This is a genomic window from Micromonospora palomenae (assembly GCF_007829925.1).
Classification (GTDB): domain Bacteria; phylum Actinomycetota; class Actinomycetes; order Mycobacteriales; family Micromonosporaceae; genus Micromonospora; species Micromonospora purpureochromogenes.
Window position 1 is genome coordinate 1,454,488 of the sequence record NZ_VIXA01000002.1, and the last position, 23,051, is coordinate 1,477,538.

Here is a 23,051-nt window from a genome sequence, read left to right on the forward strand (position 1 = left end):
AGTGACCCGATGAGCCTGCTCGACGTACGCGACCTGAGCGTGGTGTTCCAGCGGCGGGGCGAGCGGCCGTTCACCGCCGTGGACAAGGTGAGCTTCAGCGTGGAGCCGGGCCAGACGGTCGGCCTGGTCGGCGAGTCCGGCTGCGGCAAGAGCGTCACCAGCCTCGCGATCATGGGGCTGCTGCCCAAGCGGGGCAACAAGGTCAGCGGCGAGGTGCTCTTCGACGGCGCCGACCTGCTCAAGCTCCGCCCGGACGACATGCGGGACCGCCGCGGCCGGGACATCGGCATGATCTTCCAGGACCCGCTCTCCTCGCTGAACCCGGTCATCCCGATCGGCGTGCAGGTGGCCGAGGTGCTGGAGCGGCACCAGGGGATGGACCGCAAGAAGGCGCTGCGGGAGGCCCGGGAACTGCTCGACGCGGTCGGCATCCCGGACCCGGAGCGCCGGCTGAAGGAGTACCCGCACCAGATCTCCGGCGGCATGCGGCAGCGCGCGCTGATCGCCATCGCGCTGGCCTGCAAGCCGCGGCTGCTGATCGCGGACGAGCCGACCACCGCCCTGGACGTGACCATCCAGGCGCAGATCCTCACCCTGCTCAAGCAGCTGGTCGACGAGACCGGCACCGCGCTCATCATGATCACGCACGACCTCGGTGTGGTGGCCGGCCTCTGCGACACGGTGAACGTGCTCTACGGCGGCAAGGTGGTCGAGCGGGCCCCCCGGCACGAGCTGTTCGCCCGGGCCCGGCACCCGTACACCCACGGGCTGCTCAGCTCGGTGCCCCGGCTCGACTCGCCGCGCGGCGAGCGGCTGCACGCCATCCGCGGCTCGGTGGCCGACAACATCCCGTGGGCCGAGGGGTGCGCGTTCGCGCCCCGCTGCGACAACGTCGTGGACGCCTGCCTGGAGGGCCCGCCCCCGCTGGAGCCCACCGCCACCGGCGGCGACCTTCGCTGCAACAACCCCGTTTCCGAGGAGGTGGCGGTCCCGTGACCGAGCGGACCGGACCACTGGTCGAACTGCGCGACCTCAAGGTCCACTTCCCGATCAAGAGCGGCCTGCTCTTCGACCGCACCGTCGGGTACGTCTACGCCGTCGACGGCGTCTCGCTCGCCATCCGGGCGGGTGAGACGTACGGCCTGGTCGGCGAGTCGGGCTGCGGCAAGTCGACGCTGGGCCGGGGCCTGCTGCGGCTGGTCGAGCCGACCGACGGCGAGATCCTCTTCGACGGCACCGACGTCCGGCAGCTCAAGGGCGAGAAGATGCGCCTGGCCCGCCGCCGGATGCAGATGATCTTCCAGGACCCGCTGTCCAGCCTGGACCCCCGGCAGTCGGTGGAGTCGCTGCTGGTCGAGGGGCTCAAGGCGCACGGCCTCGCCAACGACAAGGCGGCGACGAGCCGGCGGCTGCGGGAGACCCTGGAGGCGGTCGGCCTGCCCGCGTCGGCGCTGAGCAAGTACCCGCACGAGTTCTCCGGCGGCCAGCGACAGCGCATCGGCATCGCCCGTGCCCTGGTGCTCAACCCGGAGCTGATCGTCGCCGACGAGCCGGTGTCGGCGCTCGACGTGTCCATCCAGGCGCAGGTGCTCAACCTGCTGGAGGACCTCCAGAACGAGCGCGGCCTGACGTACCTGATCATCGCGCACGACCTGGCGGTGGTCCGGCACATCGCCGACACGGTGGGCGTGATGTACCTGGGTGGCCTGGTGGAGGAGGCGTCCAGCGACGACCTCTACCGGGAGCCGATGCACCCGTACACCAAGGCGCTGATGTCGGCGGTGCCGGTGCCGGACCCGCTGGTGGAGGACCGCCGCGAGCGGATCCTGCTCGCCGGCGACCTGCCCTCGCCGACCAACCCGCCGTCCGGGTGCCGCTTCCACACCCGGTGCCCGTGGGCTCAGCCGACCCGCTGCGCCGACGAGCGGCCGGCGCTGCGCGAGGTGGTCGGCGGCCACAAGGTCGCCTGCCACTACGCCGAGGAGATCGCGGCCGGCCGGATCCGTCCGCACGAGGTGGAGCCGGAGCTGGTCCGGCCGGACGACGGTGGGGCGCCGGACACCGGTGAGCTGATCCCGACGCCGTGAGCGCGTGCCGAGGCCCCCAACCCCCGCCTGGGGGTTGGGGGCCTCGGCGTGTCTCAGCCCTCCGGGCGGTTGAGCAGGGCGACCGCGACGGCGTGGACGGCGTCCAACCCGGCCGGGTCGGCCAGCGCGGCCTTCCCGCCGGTCACCGCGTACCACTCGTCGGCGTCCTTGTACTGCACGGAGAGGGTGACCTGCCCGTCGGCGTACCGGGTCCTCAGGGTCAGCTCGCCGGTCACCACGCCGGCCTCGTCGGTCATCACGCCGCCGGGCCCGGCGACCAGGTCGGCGGTCAGCTCCCGGGGTGACGCGTCCGGGCGGTCGTCGGCGCTCATCCCGGCTCCCGGCACGGCGGCGGGCGCCGCCGGGTGGCCGTCCGCGGTCATTCCGGCGGTGGCGGCCGTCGTGCCGGTGCCGCCACCGCTGCCGGTGGCGGCGGCCGCGTCCTCCCCGCCGGCGTCCGGCATCTGCTCCGGCGCGGGAGTCGCCCCGGCACCGGTCACGGCTTGTTCGCCCATGTGCAACCCTCCAACATGTCGCTGAGGGCGGCCTTCTCGGCGCTGGTCACCGTCAGCCGCCAGTGATGCTTGACCGTCACCCAGCTCTCCGCGTACTTGCACCAGTACGACCGGTTCGCCGGTTTCCACTGCGACGGGTCCTGGTCACCCTTTGCCCGGTTGGAGGTCGCGGAAACCGCGATGAGCTGCGGTCGGGTCAGATCGTTGGCGAAGTCGCCGCGCTTGGCGTCGTCCCACTCGTTCGCCCCCGAGCGCCACGCGTTGGCCAGCGGCACCATGTGGTCGACGTCCACGTCGGAGGGATCGGTGAAGGTGCGCCCGTCGTAGACGCTCTCCCAGTGGCCGGCGACCACGTTGCAGCCGGAGAGGCGGATGTCCTCCCCGTCGCGCTTGAGCACGCTGTCCCGGACGTCGCAGTTGGTGCCGGTGTCCCGCCAGTGCGGGAACCGCTCGCGGCTGTAGCCCCGCATCGAGCCCGCCTTGGCGACGGTCAGCTCGGCCAGCTGTTCACCGACGTTGCCGGCGCTGCTCGGCGGCGCCTCCGGCTCGTCGAGCGAGACCTCGCAACCGCCCACGCCGAGGGCGAGCACCGCGGCGAGCGCGACGGCCACCGTCCCACGGGCTCCTGATCTGGTACGCACAGACGACACCTCTCCAGCTTGCGGGCTCCCGGCGATCCCGCACAGTACCCGGGCACCGTTTCGGCGTTTCGTGGAATCTCCCACGCGGCGCGGGCAGATTGGTACCCATGACCGCACCCCCTCACGCGCTCCGGCTCCGCAGCGGCGCGGGTCGGGGCACGCTGCTGGCGGCGATCCTCGCCTCCGGAATGGTCTTCCTGGACAGCACGGTGGTCAACGTGGCACTGCCCCGGCTCGGCGCCGAACTCGAGGCGACCGTCTCCGGTCTGCAATGGACGATCAACGGCTACCTGCTGACCCTGGCCGCGTTCGTGCTGCTCGGCGGGGCGTTGGGCGACCGCTTCGGCCGGCGCCGCGTCTTCCTGCTCGGGGTGGTCTGGTTCGCCGTCGCCTCCGTTCTCTGCGGCCTGGCCCAGGACACCGGCTGGCTGGTCGTCGCCCGGTTCCTCCAGGGCGCCGGCGGGGCGCTGCTCACCCCCGGCTCGCTCTCCGTGCTCCAGTCGAGCTTCCACCCCGACGACCGGGGCCGGGCCATCGGCGCCTGGTCCGGGCTGGCCGGCGTGACCACCGCGCTCGGCCCCTTCCTCGGCGGCTGGCTGATCGACGCGCTCTCCTGGCGGTGGATCTTCTTCATCAACCTCCCGCTGGCGGTCGCGGTGATCCTGGCCGCGCTGCGCTGGGTGCCGGAGAGCCGTGACGAGAACGCCTCGCGCAGCGGGGGGAAGCGGTTCGACGTGACCGGGGCGCTGCTCGGCGCGCTCGGCCTGGCCGGCGTCACGTACGCCCTGATCGACGCCCCGGCGCGGGGCCCACGCTCGCTGCCGGTGCTGCTGGCCGCGCTGGTCGGCGTCCTCGGCGCGGTGGCCTTCGTGCTGGTGGAGCGACGCCGGGGCGAGGCGGCGATGCTGCCCACCGGGCTGTTCACCAGCCGCCTCTTCTCGGCGCTCAACCTGTTCACCGTGGTGGTCTACGCGGCGCTCGGCGGCTTCACCTTCTTCTTCCCCGTCTACCTACAGAACGTCGTCGGTTGGTCGGCGGTCCGCACCGGGCTGGCCACCGTCCCGATGACCGTGCTGCTGCTGATCGGCTCGGCCCGGGCCGGCGCCCTGTCGGCGCGGATCGGCCCCCGGCTGCCGCTGACCGTCGGCCCGGTGATCGCCGTCGGGGGCCTGCTGCTGCTGCGCCGGGTCGGCCCGGGCACGTCGTACTGGGTGGACGTGCTGCCCGGGGTGCTCCTCTTCGGGCTGGGGCTGACGCTGGTGGTGGCCCCGCTGACCGCGTCGGTGCTGGCCGCCGTCGCGGACCGGTTCGCCGGGGTGGCGAGCGGCTTCAACAACGCCGCGTCCCGGGTGGGCGGCCTGCTCGCGGTGGCCGCGCTGCCGCTGCTGGTCGGCCTCTCCGGCACCGGGTACGAGCAGCCGGCCGAGCTGACCCACGCGTACCGGGGCGCGCTGGCCTGGTGCGCCGGCCTGCTGCTGGCCGGCGCGGTCACGGCCGGCCTGCTCGTGCACCGGCCGCCCCGGCAGGCCCCGCCGTCGTAGCGCGCCCCTCGCTGCCACCTCGACCCACCGGACCGGTTGCTACGGTCGGCGGATGGACGATCATGACGACCGGCTGCGCTACCGGCTGCTGACCGGGCCGGACGACGCCGACTTCTGTCGTCGGGTGAGCGAGGCGCTGGCCGACGGCTACCGGCTGCACGGCTCCCCGGCCATCACCTTCGACGGCGAGCGGGTGGTCGTCGCCCAGGCGGTGGTGCTCGGCGACGGCTGGTCGGCCGGGGTCACCCCGGTCTGACCGGGCGCGGGCGGCAGGGCCCGGCCGGAGCCGGACCCTGCCGTGGCACCTCAGTCGCGGGCGCGGTTGACCGCGCTGATGACCGCCTTCACCGAGGCGGTGACGATGTTGGCGTCCATCCCGACGCCCCAGACCGTCCGACCGTCGACGTCGCACTCGACGTACGCGGCGGCCTGCGCGTCACCACCGGAGGAGAGCGCGTGCTCGTGGTAGTCGAGCACGCGTACCGCCACGCCGACCGACTGGAGCGCGTTGACGTACGCGTCGATCGGGCCGTTGCCGACCGCGGCGAGCGCGCGGCGCTCCCCGCCGAGTTCCACCTCGGCCTCGATCTCGACCTTGCCGTCGACGGTGCCGATCGTGTAGCCGGACAGCGTGACGGCCGGGTCGCTCTGGTGGTCGAGCAGGTAGTGCCGGGCGAAGATCTCCCACATGGTGCCCGGGTCGACCTCGCCGCCGTCGTGGTCGGTGACCTGCTGGACCACGCCGGAGAACTCGATCTGGAGCCGGCGCGGCAGGTCGAGCTGGTGCTCGGTCTTCATGATGTACGCGACGCCGCCCTTGCCGGACTGCGAGTTGACCCGGATGACCGCCTCGTAGGTGCGGCCCAGGTCCTTCGGGTCGATCGGCAGGTACGGCACCGCCCACGGGTGCTGGTCGACCGGCACCCCGGCGGCGGCCGCGTCGGCGGCCAGCGCGTCGAAGCCCTTGTTGATCGCGTCCTGGTGCGAGCCAGAGAAGGCGGTGTAGACCAGGTCGCCCGCGTACGGGTGGCGCTCGTGCACCGGCAGCTGGTTGCAGTACTCGACGGCCCGCTTGACCTCGTCGATGTTCGAGAAGTCGATCATCGGGTCGATGCCCTGGGAGAACAGGTTGAGGCCCAGCGTCACCAGGTCCACGTTGCCGGTGCGCTCGCCGTTGCCGAACAGGCAGCCCTCGATCCGGTCGGCGCCGGCCAGCAGGCCCAGCTCGGCCGCGGCCACCCCGGTGCCCCGGTCGTTGTGCGGGTGCAGGCTCAGCACCAGGCTGTCCCGCCGGGGCAGGTGCCGGTGCATCCACTCGATCGAGTCGGCGTACACGTTCGGCATGGCCATCTCGACGGTGGCCGGCAGGTTGACGATCAGCTTGCGGTCGGGGGTCGGGTCGACCACCTCGATGACCTTCGCGCAGACCTCCAGCGCGTACTCCAGCTCGGTGCCCGTGTACGACTCCGGCGAGTACTCGTAGTGGATCTCGGTGTCCGGGGTGTGGATCTCGGCGTACTTCTGGCACAGCCGGGCGCCCTGGGTGGCGATGTCGGTGATGCCGTCGCGGTCCAGCCCGAAGACCACCCGGCGCTGGAGCGTCGAGGTGGAGTTGTAGAAGTGCACGATCGCCCGCCGGGCGCCGCGCAGCGACTCGAAGGTCCGGTCGATCAGGTGCTCCCGGCACTGGGTGAGCACCTGGATGGTGACGTCCTCCGGGATCAGGTCCTGCTCGATCAGCTGCCGGACGAAGTCGAAGTCCGTCTGGCTGGCCGAGGGGAAGCCGACCTCGATCTCCTTGTAGCCCATCTGCACCAGCAGCTGGAACATCCGGCGCTTGCGCTCCGGGGACATCGGGTCGATCAGGGCCTGGTTGCCGTCGCGCAGGTCGACCGCGCACCAGCGGGGCGCGACGTCGACGCGCCGGGTCGGCCAGGCGCGGTCCGGCAGGTCGATCCGGAACTGCTGCTGGTACGGCTGGTAGCGGTGGAACGGCATCCGGCTGGGGCGCTGCCGGGCGATCGGATCGGTCTCGGCGTCAGTGGCGGGTTGAGCCATGGCGGAGTGCTCCCGTGGGTCATGTCGGGCGTCAGCAATCGGAAGGTGTCGGCGGGTGCCGGGCGACGATGCCCGGGCGGTGCCGAGGGGAAGTTCGGATGTGCTGGACGGCGCGGTTCGACTCCGCGACGAGGTGCCGGCCGGTCAGGCCTCGTCGCGGCGACCAAGGAGGAGGTACGCCTGCCACATGACAGGGTCACCCTACGTGGTGAGACGGGGGGTGGGAAGGGAGGTCCGGACTATGGGATCGGAGTCACGGCCCGCTCAGCCCGCCCGGGCCGGCCAGGTACTGGAGCTGGCTGCCGAGCCGGAACGCCCCGACGTACGCGCCGCGCGGCGGGCGGCCAACTGCTCCGACCGGCCAGCGGGTGGCGTCGGATGGCTCAGCGCAGCAGCAGGGCGTGCACCGGGTGTCGGCGGCGCAGTGCGGTCTCCCGCCGGCGCAGCTCCTCGGGCAGGTCGAGCGGGTCGCCGAGCCGGCCCACCGCCACCACCACCAGCGGGCGTACGGCGGGCGGCAGGTCGAGATCGGCGCAGAGCGCGGCGCGGTCGAAGCGGGTGAGCTGGTGCACGTACAGGCCGAGCGCAGTGGCCTGCACGGTGAGGTGGGCCATCGCCTGCCCCAGGTCGTACGCGGCCCGCTCCGGGTCGGTGCCGGCGTGCGCGCCCACCACCAGGGCGGCGGCGTGCCGGGCCCAGCGCTGGTCGGGTTCCGGGAGGCTGACCAGGGTCCGCTTCCAGGTCTCGTCGTCGCGGTGGCCGAGGGCGAACCGCCAGGGCTGGGCGTTGCCCGTCGAGGGGGCCCAGCGGGCGGCCTCCAGCAGCGAGGACGCCTCCTCCCCGGTCAGCTCGGCGGCCGGGTCGAAGGCCCGGGGACTCCAACGGAAGGCGAGCAGCGGGGTGAGGTCGACCATGCAAAGAGCGTCCCCTATGGGCGATTCGCCCTGAGGGGCGGGTGGGGGCAAATGTGGTCAAGAGCACCCGTAACGCCGCGCCGGGTCAGGACGTTCCCGCGCCCGTGCTGTCGCTCGGCTCGGGTGCCTCCACGCCCAGCGGCTCGGCGTTCACCACCGGCCCGGCCAGCGGCGCGGTGGCCGGGCCCGGCCCGGGTGGTCCGGCCAGGGTGAGCGTGCCGAGGGCGGCGCGGACGTAGGTGAGCGTCCCGTCCGGCTCGTAGCAGTAGATCCCGACGTCCAGCGGTGGGTTGAGCGAGGCGGAGGTGGTCTCCACGGCGTAGCAGGTGCCGGTGACGCCGGCCGGCGCGGTGGCGGGGGAGACGGCGAGCGGCGTGCGCCGGTCGGTGAGCACCTCCAGCCAGTCGGTGAACGGGTGCTGCACCCGGGGGTCCAGCCGGCGCGGCACCGCGTCGTCCCGGTCGCCGAGGCGGACGCAGCCGGCCGTCTCGGGGCGGCCGGCCGACGGCAGGCCGCACTGGAAGAGCCCGTCGGCGGTGGCGGCCAGCGAGACGTCCGCCGTGCCGCCGAGCACGCCCCCCGGGACGTCGACCCGCCAGGTGCCGTCCGCCGCGCTGGTCACCGTGACGTCGCGGGCCGGCCCGTCGGTGCCGGTGAGGGTGTAGCGGGCGGTCAGGTGGCGGTCCCGCGCCGCCGCCGCCAGCGCGGCCAGCTCGTCCCGGGCCGCGTCCACCTCGGCCGGTGCCGGGTCGGCGGACCCGGCGGTGGGTGGCGGGGCCGGCCGGTCGGCGGTGCAGGCGGTGAGGAGCGCCGGCAGGAGCAGGACCAGGACGCCGGTCGACCGGAATGTCGCGCGCAGATGGGCAGGCACCGGGTCATTCTGCGCCGCCCGCCCGCCGTCCACGGACCCGTGCCGCCGACGACGGCCGGCGTGTCGGCGGGCCTCGGCGCGACTGCCCTGGGCAGGGCGTCCACCGGCCGCTTCCGCCGGATGGTGGGATCACCCGACCCGGCCTCGCGTACCGCCCGATACCCTGGACAGGTCTGACACGCGCCGCCGGACCATCTGACCGGCGGCGTCGGCACGCTCAGGGTCGTCGCTGGGAGGGAGTGCACCGTCGTGGCACTCGTGGTGCAGAAGTACGGCGGGTCCTCCGTCGCCAACGCCGAGCGCATCAAGCGGGTGGCGGAGCGGATCGTCGCCGCCCGCAAGGCCGGCGACGACGTGGTGGTGGTGGTGTCCGCGATGGGCGACACCACCGACGAGCTGCTCGACCTGGCCAACCAGGTCAGCCCGCTGCCGCCGGGCCGTGAGCTGGACATGCTGCTCACCGCCGGCGAGCGGATCTCCATGGCGCTGCTCGCGATGGCCATCCACAACCTGGGGTACGAGGCCCGCTCGTTCACCGGCTCGCAGGCCGGTGTCATCACCACCTCGGTGCACGGGCGGGCGCGGATCATCGACGTCACCCCGGGCCGGCTCAAGGGCGCGCTCGACGAGGGCGCGGTGGTGATCGTCGCCGGCTTCCAGGGCGTCTCGCAGGACACCAAGGACGTCACCACGCTGGGCCGGGGCGGCTCGGACACCACCGCCGTGGCGCTCGCCGCCGCGCTGCGCGCCGACGTCTGCGAGATCTACACCGACGTGGACGGCATCTTCAGCGCCGACCCGCGGATCGTGCCGAACGCCCGGCACATCAAGCAGATCACCTACGAGGAGATGCTGGAGCTGGCCGCCTGCGGCGCCAAGGTGCTGCACCTGCGCAGCGTGGAGTACGCGCGGCGCGCGGGGTTGCCGATCCACGTCCGTTCGTCATACTCGACCAACACCGGCACCATGGTCACCGGATCGATGGAGGACCTTCCCGTGGAACAGGCACTGATCACCGGGGTCGCCCACGACCGCAGTGAAGCCAAGATCACGATTGTCGGCGTGCCGGACGAGCCCGGTGCCGCCGCCAGGATCTTCGACACCGTGGCCGGCGCCGAGATCAACATCGACATGATCGTGCAGAACGTCTCCACCGAGGGCACCGGTCGCACGGACATCTCGTTCACGCTGCCCAAGACCGACGGCCCCACCGCCATGGCCGCGCTCAGCAAGATCCAGGAAGCCGTCAAGTTCCGCGGCCTGCTCTACGACGACCACGTCGGCAAGGTGTCGCTGATCGGCGCCGGCATGCGGTCGCACCCCGGTGTCGCGGCCGGCTTCTTCGCCGCGCTCGGCGCGGCCGGGGTCAACATCGAGATGATCTCCACGTCGGAGATCCGGGTCTCCGTGGTCTGCCGGGACACCGACCTCGACAAGGCGGTCCGGGCCATCCACGACCAGTTCGAGCTCGGCGGCGACTCCGAGGCCGTGGTCTACGCGGGGACGGGACGGTAGCGCCCGTGTCGGCGCAGCCCACGCTCGCCGTCGTCGGGGCGACCGGCGCCGTCGGGACCGTGATGTGCGAGCTGCTCTCCTCCCGGCGCAACGTCTGGGGCGAGATCCGGCTGCTCGCCTCGGAACGTTCCGTCGGGCGCAAGCTGCGCTGCCGGGGCGAGGAGTTGACCGTCGGCGCGCTCACCCCGGAGGCGTTCGACGGCGTCGACGTCGCCATGTTCGACGTGCCGGACGACATCTCCGTCCGGTGGGCGCCGGTCGCGGTGTCCCGCGGGGCGGTCGTGGTCGACAACTCCGGCGCGTACCGGATGGACCGCGACGTGCCGCTGGTGGTCCCGGAGATCAACCCCGAGCAGGTACGCAACCGGCCCAAGGGGATCATCGCCAACGCGAACTGCACCACCCTCGCGATGATCGTGGCGATCGCCCCGCTGCACCGCGAGTACGGCCTGCGCGAACTGGTGCTCGCTTCGTACCAGGCGGTGTCGGGGGCGGGTCAGGCCGGCGTGGACGCGCTGCACCTCCAGCTCGGCAAGATCGCCGGGGACCGGGTGCTCGGCTCCCGCCCGGGCGACGTGCGCCAGGCGGTCGGCGACGAGCTCGGCCCGTTCCCCGCGCCGCTGGCGCTCAACGTGGTGCCGTGGGCCGGGTCGCTCGGCGACTTCGGGTGGTCGTCCGAGGAGTTGAAGATTCGCAACGAGTCGCGCAAGATCCTCGGGCTGCCCGACCTGAAGGTCTCCGCGACCTGCGTACGGGTGCCGGTGGTGACCGGCCACTCGGTGGCCGTGCACGCGGTCTTCGCCACCGAGGTGGACGCCGAGGGCGCCCGGGAGGCGCTGCGCAACGCCCCCGGCGTGATCCTGGTCGACGACCCCGCCGCCGGCGAGTTCCCGATGCCGATCGACGCGGTCGGCACCGACCCGTCCTGGGTCGGCCGGATCCGCCGCGCCCTGGACGACCCGCGCGCCCTGGACCTCTTCGTCACCGGCGACAACCTCCGCAAGGGCGCCGCCCTGAACACCGCCCAGATCGCCGAACTCCTGGCCAAGGAACTCACCCGCCCCTGACCCGACCGGGAGCCCCCGCCCAAGCGCGGGCGGAGAGTCGGTGGGGTGGGGTGGGTTAGGCGGCGGCTAGGCGGACGCCGTCGCGGCCGTGGCGCTTGACCGCGTAGAGGGCCTGGTCGGCGCGGCGGAGGGTGAGTTCCGGGGACTCGCCGGCCTGGGGGAGGGCCACGCCGACGCTGATGGTGCGCCCGGTACGTCGGGCGGCCTCGGTCAGCCGCTCGGCGATCCGGACCGCCTCCTCGGGGCGGCTCACCTCGATCACCGCGACGAACTCGTCGCCACCGACCCGGTACAGCTCGTCGCCCTGGCGCAGCGCGCCCTCCAGCGCCCGGGCCAGTCCGACCAGCAGCCGGTCGCCCGCCTGGTGGCCGTACGTGTCGTTGACCGTCTTGAACCCGTCCACGTCGATGGCGAGCAGGGCGGTACGCCCCGGCGTGACCGCCCTGATCCGCTGGCCGAACGGCCCGGTGTGCCGGAGCCCGGTGAGCGGGTCGGAGCTGGCCTGCTCGCGGAGCCGGGCCAGCGTACGGAGCCGGTCCAGCGCCCCCCAGGCCTGCCCGGCCAGCAGCTCGATCAGGTTGACCGTGGTCGGGTCGGGCCGCAGCAGCCGCTCGTCGGCGACCAGCAGCACCCCGCCCGCGTCGGGCTGGCCGAACGGCACCGACACCAGGGTGCGTACCCCGGCCCGGGCCAGCGGCGCGTACTCGTCCGTGGGCGGATGACCCGCCTCGCCCAGCGTGTACGCGGTGCCGTGCCGGTGGGCCCGGGCCACCATCCGGCTGAGCGGCCCGGCCCCGGCCTCGCTCAGCTCGGCCCGGATGCGCGACTCCAACTCGCCGGGTGCACCGGTCGGGTCGCCGAGGCGGGGGCCGCCCCGGCCGGCGAGCACCAGCACGGCGCAGGAGAGGGTGGAGACGTCCCGGGCGGCGGTGAGGGCCGCGGCCATCAGGTCCCGGCCGGTCGGGGCGGCGGTGAACGCGGTGGCGTGTCGCAGCAGTTTCTCGCTGCGGCTCTCGGCCGGCGGCCCGCCGAGGGCCACGATCCGCGCGCCCAGCCGGCCGGCCAGCCGTTCCGCAGTCTGCCGCCACCGCCCCAGCTCGGCCGGCCCGCTCCACTGGAGGTCGAGCACCCCGATCGGGCGGCCCGCCGGGTCGAGCACCGGTACGCAGATCTCGGCGGTCACGTCCGGGCGCAGCGGAAGGTAGTCCGGGTCGGCGGTGACGTCGGGCACCGTGGCCCCCTCGGCGGAGGCGTAGACCCGGCCGACGATGCCGGACTTCGGCGGCACGGTGGAGAAGACCTGCCATGATCCGGTGGCGGCGACGCAGCGCAGCCGGTCGTGGACCTGGAGCAGGACGGAGATCGTCGCGGGGGCGTACCGGGCGAGCGCGGCCACGGTCCACTGGCACGCCTCGACGGCGGTCGACGCCATTGGCAGGCGGACCGTGACGTCGCGGACGACTCGCTCGTGATCCACGTTCTTCCAGGTGGGGGCGGGCCCGGCCGGCGCCGGGGCTGCGATCAAGCGTACTCAGCCGATGGCGGTCCGCCACGCGGAAGATCATCTGTCGTTCGTACACATGTGCCATCCACAGGCTGTGGACACGGCCTGTGGGCTGCGCGACGGGCCCGCCCGCGACGGCTCGCCGGGTTAGCGTGAAGGTCCCGGTCGCAGTGGAGGAGCAATGCTCATCGCCCAGCTGAGTGACCCGCACCTGACCACCGGCGTGCTCGGCGCCGTGCCCGCCGCCGGCCTGCACCGCGCGCTCGGCCGGGTGCTGGCGCTGCGCCCCCGCCCGGACTGCGTGGTGATCACCGGCGACCTGGTGGACCAAGGCCGCCCCGACGAGTACGCGGTGCTGCGCGAGGTGATCGGCCGGTACCCCCTGCCGGTGCACCTGGTCGCCGGCAACCACGACGACCGCGAGTCGCTGCTGGACGCCTTCGGCGGCACCCCGTACCTGGGCGGTGGCTTCTCCGCGTACTACCACGTCGATCATCCGGACCTGACCGTCGTGGTGCTGGACTCGCTGACCCCGGGGGAGGGCGGCGGCCGGCTCGGCGAGGACCAGCTCGGCTGGCTCGACGGGGTGCTGGCCGGCCGCCCGGACGTGCCCGCCCTGGTCTGCCTGCACCACCCGCCGGTCGCCGTCGGCGTCCCGGCCGCCGACGCCGTCCGGCTCGCCGACGGAGACGCGCTCGCCGAGGTCGTCCGCCGACACCCCCACGTGGTACGCGTCGCCGCCGGCCACCTGCACCGCCCGGTGACCACCGGGTACGCCGGCACCGTGCTGACCGTCGCGCCGAGCACCTGGCGGCAGGCGTCGCTGACCATGAGCGCCGACGACGAGATCGGCTGGGTCGACGAGCCGACCGCCTTCCTGCTGCACGCGGTGGACGACGGCGGCTGCGTCACCCACACCGTGCAGGTCAGCCACGCCGCCGGGCAGACCTGCGGCTACTGACCTTCGCCGGGTGCGGCTCCTCTGGTACGTCGCGTACGGGTCGAACATGGATCCGGCACGGCTCGGCTGGTACCTCTCCGGTGGCCGGCCACCCGGCGGGCTGCCGTCGTACCCCGGGTGTCGGGACTGCCGGCCACCGCGCCGGACGGAAGCGGTGCTGGTCCCCGGCGGCGTCTACTTCGCCGGGGAGTCCCGGGCCTGGACGGGCGGGATGGCGTTCTACGACCCCGAGTTGCCGGGCACGGCGGCGGCGCGCGGCTACCTGCTCACCGCCGGGCAGTTCGCCGACATCGCCGCGCAGGAGATGTACCGACCGCCCGGCGCCGACCTCGACCTGATCGCCGTGGCCGTCGAGGCCGGGCGGGCCACCCTCGGCCCCGGCCGGTACGAGACGCTGCTGCGGGTCGGCGTGCGCGACGGGGTGCCGATGCTGACCTTCACCGCGCCCTGGCGGGCGGGCGAGGTGGAGTGGACCGCGCCGGCGCCGGCCTACCTGGGGATGATCGCGGCCGGGCTGCGGGCGGCGCACGGCTGGTCGGTCGCGCGGACCGTCGCCTACCTGGCCGACCGCCCCGGCGTGACCGGGCACTGGACCAGAGCCGATCTGACCGACCTGGTGGCGGCCGTGCCGGCACGCTGACCTGATCGCCGTCGGGCAGCCGGCGGGCGGCCCGCCGATCGGGCCGCGTCACCGACCGGTCGGCGGGCGGGCGTCGGCGGAAGGGCTGCTCCGAAGCCGACGATCGCGCCGGCCTCGATCACCGTCCAGTCTCGACCCACCGGACTCGCGGATTTGTTTGCCGCCGCAGAGGTTTCACGGTCCACAATTTCCGCACCGCATCGATAGCCTCGGCCCGCTCCTTGGCCGACCCCCTGAGGTCGGCCCGCGACCAGGTAAGGGAACACATGAAGCACAAGCTCTTCGGGTACGCCGCGGCGCTCGCCGGCCTCCTCGGCGGCACGCTCGCCGTCGCCACCCCGGCGCAGGCGGCCACCCCGGCCATTCAGATCACGAAGGTCTACTACAACTCGCCGGGCACCGACAACCGCTCCAACAGCAGCCTCAACGCCGAGTACGTCAAGCTGACCAACCGGCGCAGCACCAGCATCAACCTGAAGTACTGGACGCTGCGCGACAAGGCGAACCACGTCTACAAGTTCGGGAGCGACTTCCGCCTGGCCTCCGGCGCCAGCGTCTACATCCACACCGGCAAGGGCACCAACACCTCCACCCACCGGTACTGGGGCTCCGGCGCGTACATCTGGAACAACACCGGCGACACCGCCTACCTGCGCAACTCCGCGGGTACGGCGATCGACTCCTGCTCCTGGGGCAGCAGCGGCAGCTACACCTACTGCTGACGGGCCACCCGGCGGGCCACGACCCGCAGGTTCGGCGGCCGGCATCCCGAAAAGGGGCGGGATGCCGGCCCGCCATCCGACCGCCCCGGGCAGCGGGCGCCGGCTCCTCCGCACCGGGAGCCGCCACCCCTGCCCGGGGCGGTCGACCACGTCTGCGGCGATCGCCCTTCGGCTGACCGGCGCTGCGGCCGGTCAGCCGAGCAGGAGGCGGCGCAGCTCGGCGGCGAGCCGGTCGGCGGGCACCTCGTGGAAACCGCCCTCCAGGGTCACCCGCCGGGCTCCCGGCACCGCCTCGGCGGTCGCGCCCGTCGCGTCGCGCAGCCACTGCGGGCTGCCCGTGCTGTCCAGCACCACCGTCGGTGCGGTGATGGTGGCGAGCCGGTCGGCGGGAAGTGTGCCGTCCCCGCTGACCGTGGCGTCGTGGACCAGGGACGGGGCCATCATCTCCAGCCAGGGCCACATCGGCTGGTCACGCATGCCGCGTACCTGGTCTGCGGGGAGGCCCACCGCGTCGCGCAGGAAGCACTCGACCGCGTCGCCCCGCCGGCCCGCCGTCACCAGCTCGGCCAGCCGGGGCGCGAGCGCCGCACCCGACCCGTCGTGCGGCCCGACCCGGAACGGCGGCTCGAAGAGGGCCAGCCCCGCGACCGGGAGCCCGGCGGCGGTCGCCAGGGCGGCGAGGATCGCGCCGGACGAGATCCCGTAGAGGTACGCCGTGCCACCGGCCGCCTCGATCAGCGCCGCCAGATCCTCGATCTCCCGCTGCACCGCGTACGGGGCGGTGTCGCCACTGTCGCCCCGGCCGCGCCGGTCGTACCCGAACACGGTGAAGTCCTCGGCCAGCGCGGCGGCCACCGCGCGGGTGGTGGTCCGGTCGTTGAACGCGCCGCCCACCAGCACGATCGCCGGCCCGTCGCCGCTGCGCTCGTACGCGATGGTCGTGCCGTCGGCGGAGCGCACCGTGCCCACCGTCAGGGTCGCGTCAGTCATCCGTGGATCCTCTCCTCGTCGTCGTCTCCCATCCTGGTCGGTGCCACCGACGCGAATCCGACGCCGACCGCCGGACTGCCTTCACCTACCCGTCATGTCGGAATGGTCCGAACGTCCAGGCCGGGTCACCTCACGTATCCGCAGGTCTGTTCGACTTCCCCAGTCGACCGGCGGTGGCGGAGATGAGAGGCTGTCCCCTGACGGAGCGGCGACCCCCGACCGCCGCCATCCGCGATCGCCCCCCTGTCACGGCACGGATCAGGGTGGCCGGGCGAACCATCGCCCGTGCCGCGTCCACGCCGAACCTCACGAGGAGTTCCATGTCCGTCCCCGGGATGCGTCGGGCCGCCATCGGCCTGACCGCACTCGCCGCGGCCGCGCTGAGCACGGTCGCCGTCAACCCGAGCCAGGCCGAGGCCGGCCCCAAGCCGGTCGACGTCAAGCTGCTCGCCCTCAACGACTTCCACGGCAACCTCGAACCGCCGACCGGCTCCAGCGGCACCATCGCCGGCCAGCCCGCGGGTGGCGCCGAATACCTCGCCACCCAGCTCGCCGCCCTGCGCGGCGCCACCGAGGAGGAGCAGGAGCGCACCATCACGGTCGCCGCCGGTGACCTGATCGGCGCCTCCCCGCTGCTCTCCGCCGCGTTCCACGACGAGCCGACCATCGAGTCGCTCACCATGGCCGGGCTGGACTTCGCCAGCGTCGGCAACCACGAGTTCGACGAGGGCGCCGACGAGCTGCTGCGCATCCAGAACGGCGGCTGCCACCCGGTCGACGGCTGCGCGGACGGCACCCCGTACACGGGCGCCGGCTTCCAGTACCTCTCCGCCAACGCGTTCAAGACCGCGACCGGCCAGCCGCTGCTGCCGCCGTACGCGGTCAAGAAGGTCGACGGCGTCAAGGTCGGCTTCATCGGGATGACCCTGGAGGGCACCCCGCAGATCGTCTCCCAGGAGGGCGTCGCCGGCCTCACCTTCAGCGACGAGGCGGAGACCGCCAACAAGTACGCCCGCATCCTGCGCTCGCAGGGCGTGCAGAGCATCGTCGTGCTGCTGCACGAGGGCGGTCAGCAGGAGGCCACCGGCGGCATCAACGACTGCAAGGGCTTCACCGGCCCGATCGTCGACATCGCCAACCGGATGGACCCGTCGATCGACGTCGTGGTCAGCGGGCACACCCACCAGGCGTACAACTGCGAGATCAACGGCAAGCTGGTCACCAGCGCCAGCTCGTTCGGTCGCCTGGTCACCGACATCGACCTGCAGATCGACCGGAAGACCGGCGACGTGCTGACCGCCAAGGCCAACAACGTCGTGGTCACCCGGGACGTCACCAAGGACGCGGCGCAGACCGAGCTGATCACCCGCTACAAGACGGCGCTCGGCCCTGTCGCCACCAAGGTCGTCGGCGAGACCGCCGAGCCGCTCAACCGCGTGCAGGAGACCCTGTTCGGTACGGCCAAGGGCGAGTCCCCGCTCGGCAACGTGATCGCCGACGCGCAGTTCGCGGCGACCGACAACGAGCAGGGCGCGCTCGGCGCCTTCATGAACCCCGGTGGTGTCCGCGCCGACCTCGACGCCGGCCAGGTCACCTACGAGGAGGCGTTCACGGTCCAGCCGTTCGCCAACAACCTGGTTACGCTCGACCTCACCGGCGCGCAGCTCTACTGCGTGCTGGAGCAGCAGTTCGTCGTCGGCCGGACCCTCTACCCGTCCTCGACGGTCCGCTACACAGTCGACGTGAACGGCACCACCGGCACCACCGCCGACCCGTGCGCCGGTACCCGGGTCGTCCGGGGCAGCCTCACCCTCGGCGGCGTGACGGTCACCGACGCCGGCACCTACCGGGTCACGGTGAACAACTTCCTGGCCGGCGGCGGTGACGGGTTCACCGCGCTCAAGAGCGGCACGAACCAGGTCACCGGCATGATCGACCTGGATGCCTTCGTGGCGTACCTGACCGCGTCCTCGCCGGTCTCCGCGCCGGCCCTGGACCGCATCCGCACCACCGCCGAGGTCCCCGCCGCCTGACGGCAGGACCCCGTCCACGAACGGGCCCCGGAGCAGCCGCTCCGGGGCCCGTCCCCGTCTCCGCCCCCCGGTCCCCGCGCCACCCCGGCCGTGCCGTCCCCCGCCGGGCCGCGCCGCCCCCGTCGGGCCGCGCTTCGCCGGGCCGCGTCGCGTCGCGCACGCACTTTCACGGAATGCGTGGCTATGGCGCATCAAATAGCCACGCATTCCGTGAAAGTGCGCGGATCTTGCGGCGGGATGGGCGCGGCGTGGTGAGGCGTCGGCGCGGGTGAAGCGCGGCTGGGGAGGCGGTGCAGGGAGTCAGGCGGGGGTGGGTTCGGGGGTGCGGTGGGCGGTGGTGGCGGGGCGGCCGTCCTGAATGGCGGTGAGCAGGGGGCGCAGGGAGAGAGCGATCAGCGAGGCGGCCAGGCAGCCACCCACCACGACAGCGACCCAGACCTTGCCGTCGGCGGCGCCGATCAGCGGACCGGCGGTGACCGGACCGATCACCCCGCTGATCCCGAAGATCATCGAGCTCATCGCGTTGTACCGGCCGCGCAGCTCGTCGGTGGCGAGCGCGTTGGTCAGCGCCGGCATCACCGGCGACAGCATGGTCTCGCCGAACCCGAAGATCGCCGCGCAGGCCACCACGCCGAGCGCCGCCGCCAGGGCGTTGCCGGTGCCGATCAGCCCGGCCGCGCCGAGGGTGAGCCAGGCGGTCGCGAAGACCGCGCCGACCACCGCGAGCCCCCCGGTGCGGCTGCGTCCCTCCATCCGCCTGATCACCAGCAGCTGGGAGAGCACGATCATCAGGGTGTTGCCGGCCAGCGCCCAGGCGACGACGCGCGGGGTCACCTCGACCACCCGGACCGCGTACGCGGTGAAACCGACCTCGATCTGGGCGTACCCGCAGGTGGTGAGCACCAGCCCGAAGATCACCAGGCGGCGGAACGGGCGGTCCCGCAGCACGGTGAGGTAACCCCCGCCGCCCGTCTTCGCGCCCACCGCGCCGGCGGCGAGCCGGTGCCCGACGTGCGGCAGGGTCAGCAGGATGACCGCCGGCGTCAGGTAGCTGATCGCGTCGAGCAGGTAGATCGCCTGGAAGGTCACCGGTCGGGTGACGTCGACGATGGCGCCGGAGGTCAGGCCGCCCACGCCGATGCCGAGGTTGAGCAGGGCGAAGTTCAGCCCGTACACCCGCTGCCGCTCGTCGTCGGCGGTGAGCGAGGCGAGGATGGTGTTCTGCCCCGACCAGATCGCGGAGCTGCCGATCGCGATCACCGTGGCCACCCCGAACGCGGAGGCGGTCGAGTCGACCAGCGCGAGCGACCCGGTGCCGATCGCCTCGATCAGCAGGGACGGCAGCACCACCCGGCGGGCGCCGAACCGGTCGATCAGCGTCCCGCCCAGCGGGGAGAGCGCCAGGGTGACCGCGCCGTACCAGCCGATGACCAGGCCGGCGCGCGGGTCGGAGAGGCCGCGCACGTCGGTCAGGTAGATGAACAGGAACGGCAGAGTGAGGCCGCGACCGATCGCCGACAGCAGGGTGCCGAGCAGGATGCGTCGGGCTTCCGGGCGGCGGGGGAGGGATCGGCGCAGCATGCCGCGATTCTGTCCACCGGGTCTGACAGGTCGCGACGCATTTTGCCGCCGCTCACGCCTGCCACGTGATCAAGCGCACGTCCACGGGAGCTGTCGGTCGGCTCTGCCATGCTGGCCCGGTGAGCGTGACCTGGCGACACCTGCCCGCATCGGCCCGCGAGATCGCCGCCGCCGCGACCGACGCCGTCGAGGCCGCCAAGGCCCGCGACGGTGCGGCGTACGAGGCGGCGACCGCGCGGCTCGGCGGGGCCGAGCGGTCCGGCCTGGTCCTCGGCGCGGTGGTGCGGCTGCTGCTGGAGGAGACCCACCCGGACGGGCTGGACGGCGACGACGTCCGGCAGGTGCTGGAGCACTGCGTCCGGGCGGCGGCCCCGTGGCGGCCGGAGGTCGACCCGCACGTGGTGCTGGTCCTGCTGGCCTCCGCGCTCGGTGTGTACGACCCGGGCGAGGACGACTCCCCGCCCGACCCGGCGGCGATCGCCCGGCACGCCCCGCTCCTCGTCGCCGATCTGCTGGCGGTGACCGGCCGGCCGGTCGAGGGCTACCTGGGGGCGGCGTTCACCGAGATCGAACGCACCGAACGGCACGACTGAGCCTGGTCGAGGGTGTCCGGGCGACCAAACGCCCAATGGCGCCGACCGATCGGCGCTGGCGCCCGCGGCGGTCGCCGCGCCGGCGCCCACCCCGTTGCGGCGCTGGCCGAACGGGCGAGGGCACCGACCGATCGGCGCTGATGAAATCGGCAGTCGTCCCGATACGCTCCGCGCACAACATGATCGACTTGTCACGGGGGCGGTTGATGAACAGACGTGCGTGGGTACGGCTCGCGGTCGTACCACTGGTCGGCGGCGCGGGCCTGGTGGGTCCGGCGGCGCCTGCGGCGGTCGCCGCGCCGGCACCGGTCACCCAGGCGGTGGCCGAGGAGCTGTACGTGTCCAACAAGGACTGCGCGCCGGGCGGCGACGGGAGTGTGGACCGGCCGTTCTGCACCGTCTCGGCGGCGGCGGCCGTGGCCCAGTCCGGGCAGACGGTGCTGGTGCAGCCGGGCAACTACCCGGAGGCGGTCGCCTTCACCCGCTCGGGCGTCGAGGGCGCGCCGATCACCTTCCGCGCGGTCAACGGCCCGGACGGCCAGGTCGCCGTCGGCAACACCACGAGCGGGGCCGTGACCGGCACCGTCTTCACCCTCTCCGGCGTGCACGACGTCGCGATCGAGGGCTTCCGTCTGGTCAGCGCGAGCGGCCAGGCCGCCGCGGTGGTGGACGGCTCGGACCGGATCACCATCGACGGGGTCGCCGTTCTGGCGTCGCGTCCGCTGCTGGGTGCCGTGCAGGTCACCGGTGATTCGGACGGCGTCACCGTCAGCCGGAGCTACCTGGGGAACCTGCCCGCGGGCAATCCGGGCCTCGCGATCGACGCCGGGGTCACCGGCGCGGTGGTGAGCGGCAACCAGTTCTCCTACTCCGGGCTGCGGGTGACCGACGCGCCAGGCACCGCGATCACCAACAACACCTTCGTGACGAACTGCGTCCGGGGGATCGACGTGACCGGGGCCTCGCCGGGTGTGTCGATCGAGAACAACATCGTGCGCACCAACCGGGCCCGGCAGGCGTGCACCACGCCGGCCAACGCGACCGCCATCGCGGTCTCGGCCTCGTCCGTGGCCGGCACAGTGCTGGATTACAACCTGGTCGACCCGATCACGGGTGGGGCCCTCTACTCCTGGAGCGACACGGCGTACCAGGACCTGGTCGCCTTCCGTGCGGCGACCGGGCAGGGCGGTCACGACATCGTGGCGGACCCGCTGCTCGGAAGCCAGAGGACCACCATGCGGTCGTGGTTCCCCCTGGAGTCGAACTCGCCGGCGGTCGACTCCGGCAACGCCTCGGCCAAGGGGGTCGCCCGCACCGACATGCTGGGCAACCCGCGTACCGACAACCCCGCCGTCGCCAACACCGGCACCGGGAGCGGCTACCACGACCGGGGTGCGGTCGAGGCGCAGGGCGGCCTGATCGGCGGCCAGGTCGGCATCCAGCGGCAACGGGGCAGCGATCCGTTCGCCGTGACGGCGATCGCCGCCCCGCAGTACGCCTGGCCGACCGACGGTGACGGTGGCGCCATCGCCTACAAGTTCGCCGACGAGAAGTTCTGGCGGGTGACCGACGCCCGGACCCGCGACCACTCCTTCCGCCGGGGCGGTCCGGCCTGCGTACTGACCCGGACCAGCTTCACCGGGTTCCGGGTCGCCGCCGAGTACAGCTACTCCCACTGCACCACGGTCGGGGCGCCCTACACGCCGGTGGCGCCGACCCGGCTGCTGGACACCCGGGCGGCGATCGGCACCGCCACCACCACGGCGGTACCGCCGAAGGGCGAGGTCGTCCTGCCGGTCCCGAGCGTCGGCGGCGTGCCGGCCCGGGACATCACCGCGCTGGTCCTCAATGTCACGGTCACCAGGCCGACGGCGTCGGGCTTCATCACCGTCTACCCGGACGGCACCCCGCTGCCCAGCTCGTCGAACGTCAACTTCGTCGCCAACGAAACCGTGCCGAACCTGGTCACCGTGCCGATGGGCGACGGCATCCGCTTCCGCAACAGCAGCAGCGGCACCGTGCACCTGGTCGCCGACCTCCAGGGCTTCCACGGCCGGCAGGGCTCCGGCTTCAAACCGCTCAGCCCGGTGCGGGTGCTGGACACCCGGACGTCGACGCCGGTGGCCGGGAACGCCGACCGGCAGCTGGACTTCGTCGGCCGGCTCCCGGCCGACGCGACGGCGGCGATCCTGAACGTGACGGTCACCAAGCCGACCGCGGCCGGCGTGCTGAAGGTCTACCCGAACGGCTCGCCGGTGCCGGTGGCCTCGAACCTCAACTTCGTGGCCGGGCAGACGATCCCCAACCTGGTGATCGTGCCGGTGGTCGCCGGCAAGGTGATGATCCGCAACGCCAGCTCCGGCACCACCCACGTGGTCGCCGACCTGGCCGGCTACTTCGGCTCGGCCGCGTCGGGCGCCAACCAGGTCTACGTGCCGTACGGGCCGACCCGGATCGCCGACACCCGGGACGGCTCGGGTTGGCTGGGGGTCTTCCCCGGCAAGCTGGGCAGGTACCAGCGCGCGTCCGTCGCGGTGAAGAGCGAGACGGGCTGTGGCGTCGAGTGTCCCCGGCCGACCGCCGCGGTGCTGAACCTGACCGTCACCGCGCCGACGGCCGCGGGGGTGCTGACCGCGTATCCGGCGGGTGAGGCGGCGCCGACCGCGTCGAACGTCAACTTCGTCGCCGGGGAGACGGCGTCCAACCTGGCCGTGGTCAAGGTCGGTGCCAACGGCCAGGTCGCGGCGTTCAACAACAGCAGCGGCGACACCCACGCCATCGTCGACCAGTCGGGGTACTTCATCGCCCCGGCCTGACG

General features: G+C 73.2%; 20 protein-coding genes. 12 read left to right on the top strand and 8 right to left on the bottom strand.

Going from position 1 to position 23,051, the window contains the following annotated elements; genetic code table 11:
- The first annotated feature begins 9 nt into the window (after positions 1–9).
- Positions 10–996, top strand: coding sequence for an ABC transporter ATP-binding protein (locus FHX75_RS17925; RefSeq protein WP_154941293.1), 987 nt, complete (start codon positions 10–12; stop codon positions 994–996).
- The gene (locus FHX75_RS17930; RefSeq protein WP_154941294.1) at positions 993–2,087 is read left to right on the top strand and encodes an ABC transporter ATP-binding protein; all 1,095 of its coding nucleotides are present in this window, start codon (positions 993–995) and stop codon (positions 2,085–2,087) included. The genes FHX75_RS17925 and FHX75_RS17930 overlap by 4 nt, the downstream gene beginning before the upstream one ends.
- 53 nt (positions 2,088–2,140) lie before the next feature.
- Here the strand turns inward: FHX75_RS17930 and FHX75_RS17935 are convergent, their stop codons facing one another.
- Positions 2,141–2,602 (bottom strand): hypothetical protein, encoded by a 462-nt coding sequence (locus FHX75_RS17935; protein ID WP_154941295.1) that lies wholly within the window; start codon positions 2,600–2,602, stop codon positions 2,141–2,143.
- Entirely contained in the window at positions 2,584–3,243 is a 660-nt protein-coding gene (locus FHX75_RS17940; RefSeq protein WP_154941296.1) for an HNH endonuclease family protein, read from the bottom strand. The genes FHX75_RS17935 and FHX75_RS17940 overlap by 19 nt, the downstream gene beginning before the upstream one ends.
- Before the next feature lie 107 nt (positions 3,244–3,350).
- Between FHX75_RS17940 and FHX75_RS17945 the strand changes: the two genes are divergently transcribed.
- Together FHX75_RS17945 and FHX75_RS17950 are read left to right on the top strand one after the other, a co-directional pair.
- Positions 3,351–4,784, top strand: coding sequence for an MFS transporter (locus FHX75_RS17945; protein WP_154941297.1), 1,434 nt, complete (start codon positions 3,351–3,353; stop codon positions 4,782–4,784).
- Positions 4,785–4,836: 52 nt separating this feature from the next.
- Positions 4,837–5,040: a DUF1737 domain-containing protein gene (locus tag FHX75_RS17950; protein ID WP_154941298.1), complete on the top strand. Its 204-nt coding sequence runs from the start codon at positions 4,837–4,839 to the stop codon at positions 5,038–5,040.
- A gap of 50 nt (positions 5,041–5,090) precedes the next feature.
- On the opposite strand, the gene leuA is transcribed toward FHX75_RS17950, so the two are convergent.
- From leuA to FHX75_RS17965, 3 genes are all read right to left on the bottom strand, one after another.
- Positions 5,091–6,842: a 2-isopropylmalate synthase gene (leuA, locus tag FHX75_RS17955; RefSeq protein WP_154941299.1), complete on the bottom strand. Its 1,752-nt coding sequence runs from the start codon at positions 6,840–6,842 to the stop codon at positions 5,091–5,093.
- A gap of 383 nt (positions 6,843–7,225) precedes the next feature.
- Positions 7,226–7,756 (bottom strand): nitroreductase family protein, encoded by a 531-nt coding sequence (locus FHX75_RS17960; RefSeq protein WP_088959871.1) that lies wholly within the window; start codon positions 7,754–7,756, stop codon positions 7,226–7,228.
- Positions 7,757–7,841: 85 nt separating this feature from the next.
- The gene (locus FHX75_RS17965; RefSeq protein ID WP_246158168.1) at positions 7,842–8,627 is read right to left on the bottom strand and encodes a hypothetical protein; all 786 of its coding nucleotides are present in this window, start codon (positions 8,625–8,627) and stop codon (positions 7,842–7,844) included.
- A gap of 249 nt (positions 8,628–8,876) precedes the next feature.
- On the opposite strand from FHX75_RS17965, the gene FHX75_RS17970 reads away from it, so the two are divergent.
- Positions 8,877–10,142: an aspartate kinase gene (locus tag FHX75_RS17970; RefSeq protein ID WP_154941300.1), complete on the top strand. Its 1,266-nt coding sequence runs from the start codon at positions 8,877–8,879 to the stop codon at positions 10,140–10,142.
- A 5-nt stretch (positions 10,143–10,147) separates the two neighbouring features.
- Entirely contained in the window at positions 10,148–11,209 is a 1,062-nt protein-coding gene (locus tag FHX75_RS17975) for an aspartate-semialdehyde dehydrogenase (protein WP_154941301.1), read from the top strand.
- Between the two features lie 55 nt (positions 11,210–11,264).
- Here the strand turns inward: FHX75_RS17975 and FHX75_RS17980 are convergent, their stop codons facing one another.
- Positions 11,265–12,641: a sensor domain-containing diguanylate cyclase gene (locus tag FHX75_RS17980; RefSeq protein ID WP_425463518.1), complete on the bottom strand. Its 1,377-nt coding sequence runs from the start codon at positions 12,639–12,641 to the stop codon at positions 11,265–11,267.
- A gap of 253 nt (positions 12,642–12,894) precedes the next feature.
- On the opposite strand from FHX75_RS17980, the gene FHX75_RS17985 reads away from it, so the two are divergent.
- From FHX75_RS17985 to FHX75_RS17995, 3 genes are all read left to right on the top strand, one after another.
- Entirely contained in the window at positions 12,895–13,674 is a 780-nt protein-coding gene (locus FHX75_RS17985) for a phosphodiesterase (protein WP_154941303.1), read from the top strand.
- A 10-nt stretch (positions 13,675–13,684) separates the two neighbouring features.
- On the top strand, positions 13,685–14,314 hold the full coding sequence (locus tag FHX75_RS17990; RefSeq protein ID WP_246158170.1) for a histone deacetylase: 630 nt from the start codon (positions 13,685–13,687) through the stop codon (positions 14,312–14,314).
- A gap of 266 nt (positions 14,315–14,580) precedes the next feature.
- A complete protein-coding gene (locus tag FHX75_RS17995) occupies positions 14,581–15,036 on the top strand; it encodes a lamin tail domain-containing protein (protein ID WP_154941304.1) in 456 nt (151 codons plus the stop codon).
- Between the two features lie 192 nt (positions 15,037–15,228).
- Here the strand turns inward: FHX75_RS17995 and FHX75_RS18000 are convergent, their stop codons facing one another.
- Complete coding sequence (locus tag FHX75_RS18000) at positions 15,229–16,026, bottom strand: alpha/beta fold hydrolase (RefSeq protein ID WP_154941305.1); 798 nt, start codon at positions 16,024–16,026, stop codon at positions 15,229–15,231.
- Between the two features lie 320 nt (positions 16,027–16,346).
- On the opposite strand from FHX75_RS18000, the gene FHX75_RS18005 reads away from it, so the two are divergent.
- Complete coding sequence (locus FHX75_RS18005; protein WP_154941306.1) at positions 16,347–18,059, top strand: bifunctional metallophosphatase/5'-nucleotidase; 1,713 nt, start codon at positions 16,347–16,349, stop codon at positions 18,057–18,059.
- Between the two features lie 300 nt (positions 18,060–18,359).
- On the opposite strand, the gene FHX75_RS18010 is transcribed toward FHX75_RS18005, so the two are convergent.
- Complete coding sequence (locus FHX75_RS18010; protein WP_154941307.1) at positions 18,360–19,640, bottom strand: MFS transporter; 1,281 nt, start codon at positions 19,638–19,640, stop codon at positions 18,360–18,362.
- 119 nt (positions 19,641–19,759) lie between these two features.
- Between FHX75_RS18010 and FHX75_RS18015 the strand changes: the two genes are divergently transcribed.
- On the top strand, positions 19,760–20,233 hold the full coding sequence (locus FHX75_RS18015; RefSeq protein WP_211364493.1) for a hypothetical protein: 474 nt from the start codon (positions 19,760–19,762) through the stop codon (positions 20,231–20,233).
- 206 nt (positions 20,234–20,439) lie between these two features.
- Complete coding sequence (locus FHX75_RS18020) at positions 20,440–23,049, top strand: right-handed parallel beta-helix repeat-containing protein (RefSeq protein WP_170285397.1); 2,610 nt, start codon at positions 20,440–20,442, stop codon at positions 23,047–23,049.
- The last annotated feature ends 2 nt before the right edge of the window (positions 23,050–23,051 follow it).

What these genes read in the sequence shown, in the direction of transcription:
- FHX75_RS17925 (WP_154941293.1), top strand. Translation starts at nt 10, where the DNA reads ATGAGCCTGCTCGACGTACGCGACCTGAGCGTGGTGTTCCAGCGGCGG.
- FHX75_RS17935 (WP_154941295.1), bottom strand. Translation starts at nt 2,602, where the DNA reads ATGGGCGAACAAGCCGTGACCGGTGCCGGGGCGACTCCCGCGCCGGAG.
- FHX75_RS17945 (WP_154941297.1), top strand. Translation starts at nt 3,351, where the DNA reads ATGACCGCACCCCCTCACGCGCTCCGGCTCCGCAGCGGCGCGGGTCGG.
- FHX75_RS17950 (WP_154941298.1), top strand. Translation starts at nt 4,837, where the DNA reads ATGGACGATCATGACGACCGGCTGCGCTACCGGCTGCTGACCGGGCCG.
- leuA (WP_154941299.1), bottom strand. Translation starts at nt 6,842, where the DNA reads ATGGCTCAACCCGCCACTGACGCCGAGACCGATCCGATCGCCCGGCAG.
- FHX75_RS17960 (WP_088959871.1), bottom strand. Translation starts at nt 7,756, where the DNA reads ATGGTCGACCTCACCCCGCTGCTCGCCTTCCGTTGGAGTCCCCGGGCC.
- FHX75_RS17980 (WP_425463518.1), bottom strand. Translation starts at nt 12,641, where the DNA reads ATGGCGTCGACCGCCGTCGAGGCGTGCCAGTGGACCGTGGCCGCGCTC.
- FHX75_RS17985 (WP_154941303.1), top strand. Translation starts at nt 12,895, where the DNA reads ATGCTCATCGCCCAGCTGAGTGACCCGCACCTGACCACCGGCGTGCTC.
- FHX75_RS17995 (WP_154941304.1), top strand. Translation starts at nt 14,581, where the DNA reads ATGAAGCACAAGCTCTTCGGGTACGCCGCGGCGCTCGCCGGCCTCCTC.
- FHX75_RS18000 (WP_154941305.1), bottom strand. Translation starts at nt 16,026, where the DNA reads ATGACTGACGCGACCCTGACGGTGGGCACGGTGCGCTCCGCCGACGGC.
- FHX75_RS18005 (WP_154941306.1), top strand. Translation starts at nt 16,347, where the DNA reads ATGTCCGTCCCCGGGATGCGTCGGGCCGCCATCGGCCTGACCGCACTC.
- FHX75_RS18010 (WP_154941307.1), bottom strand. Translation starts at nt 19,640, where the DNA reads ATGCTGCGCCGATCCCTCCCCCGCCGCCCGGAAGCCCGACGCATCCTG.
- FHX75_RS18020 (WP_170285397.1), top strand. Translation starts at nt 20,440, where the DNA reads ATGAACAGACGTGCGTGGGTACGGCTCGCGGTCGTACCACTGGTCGGC.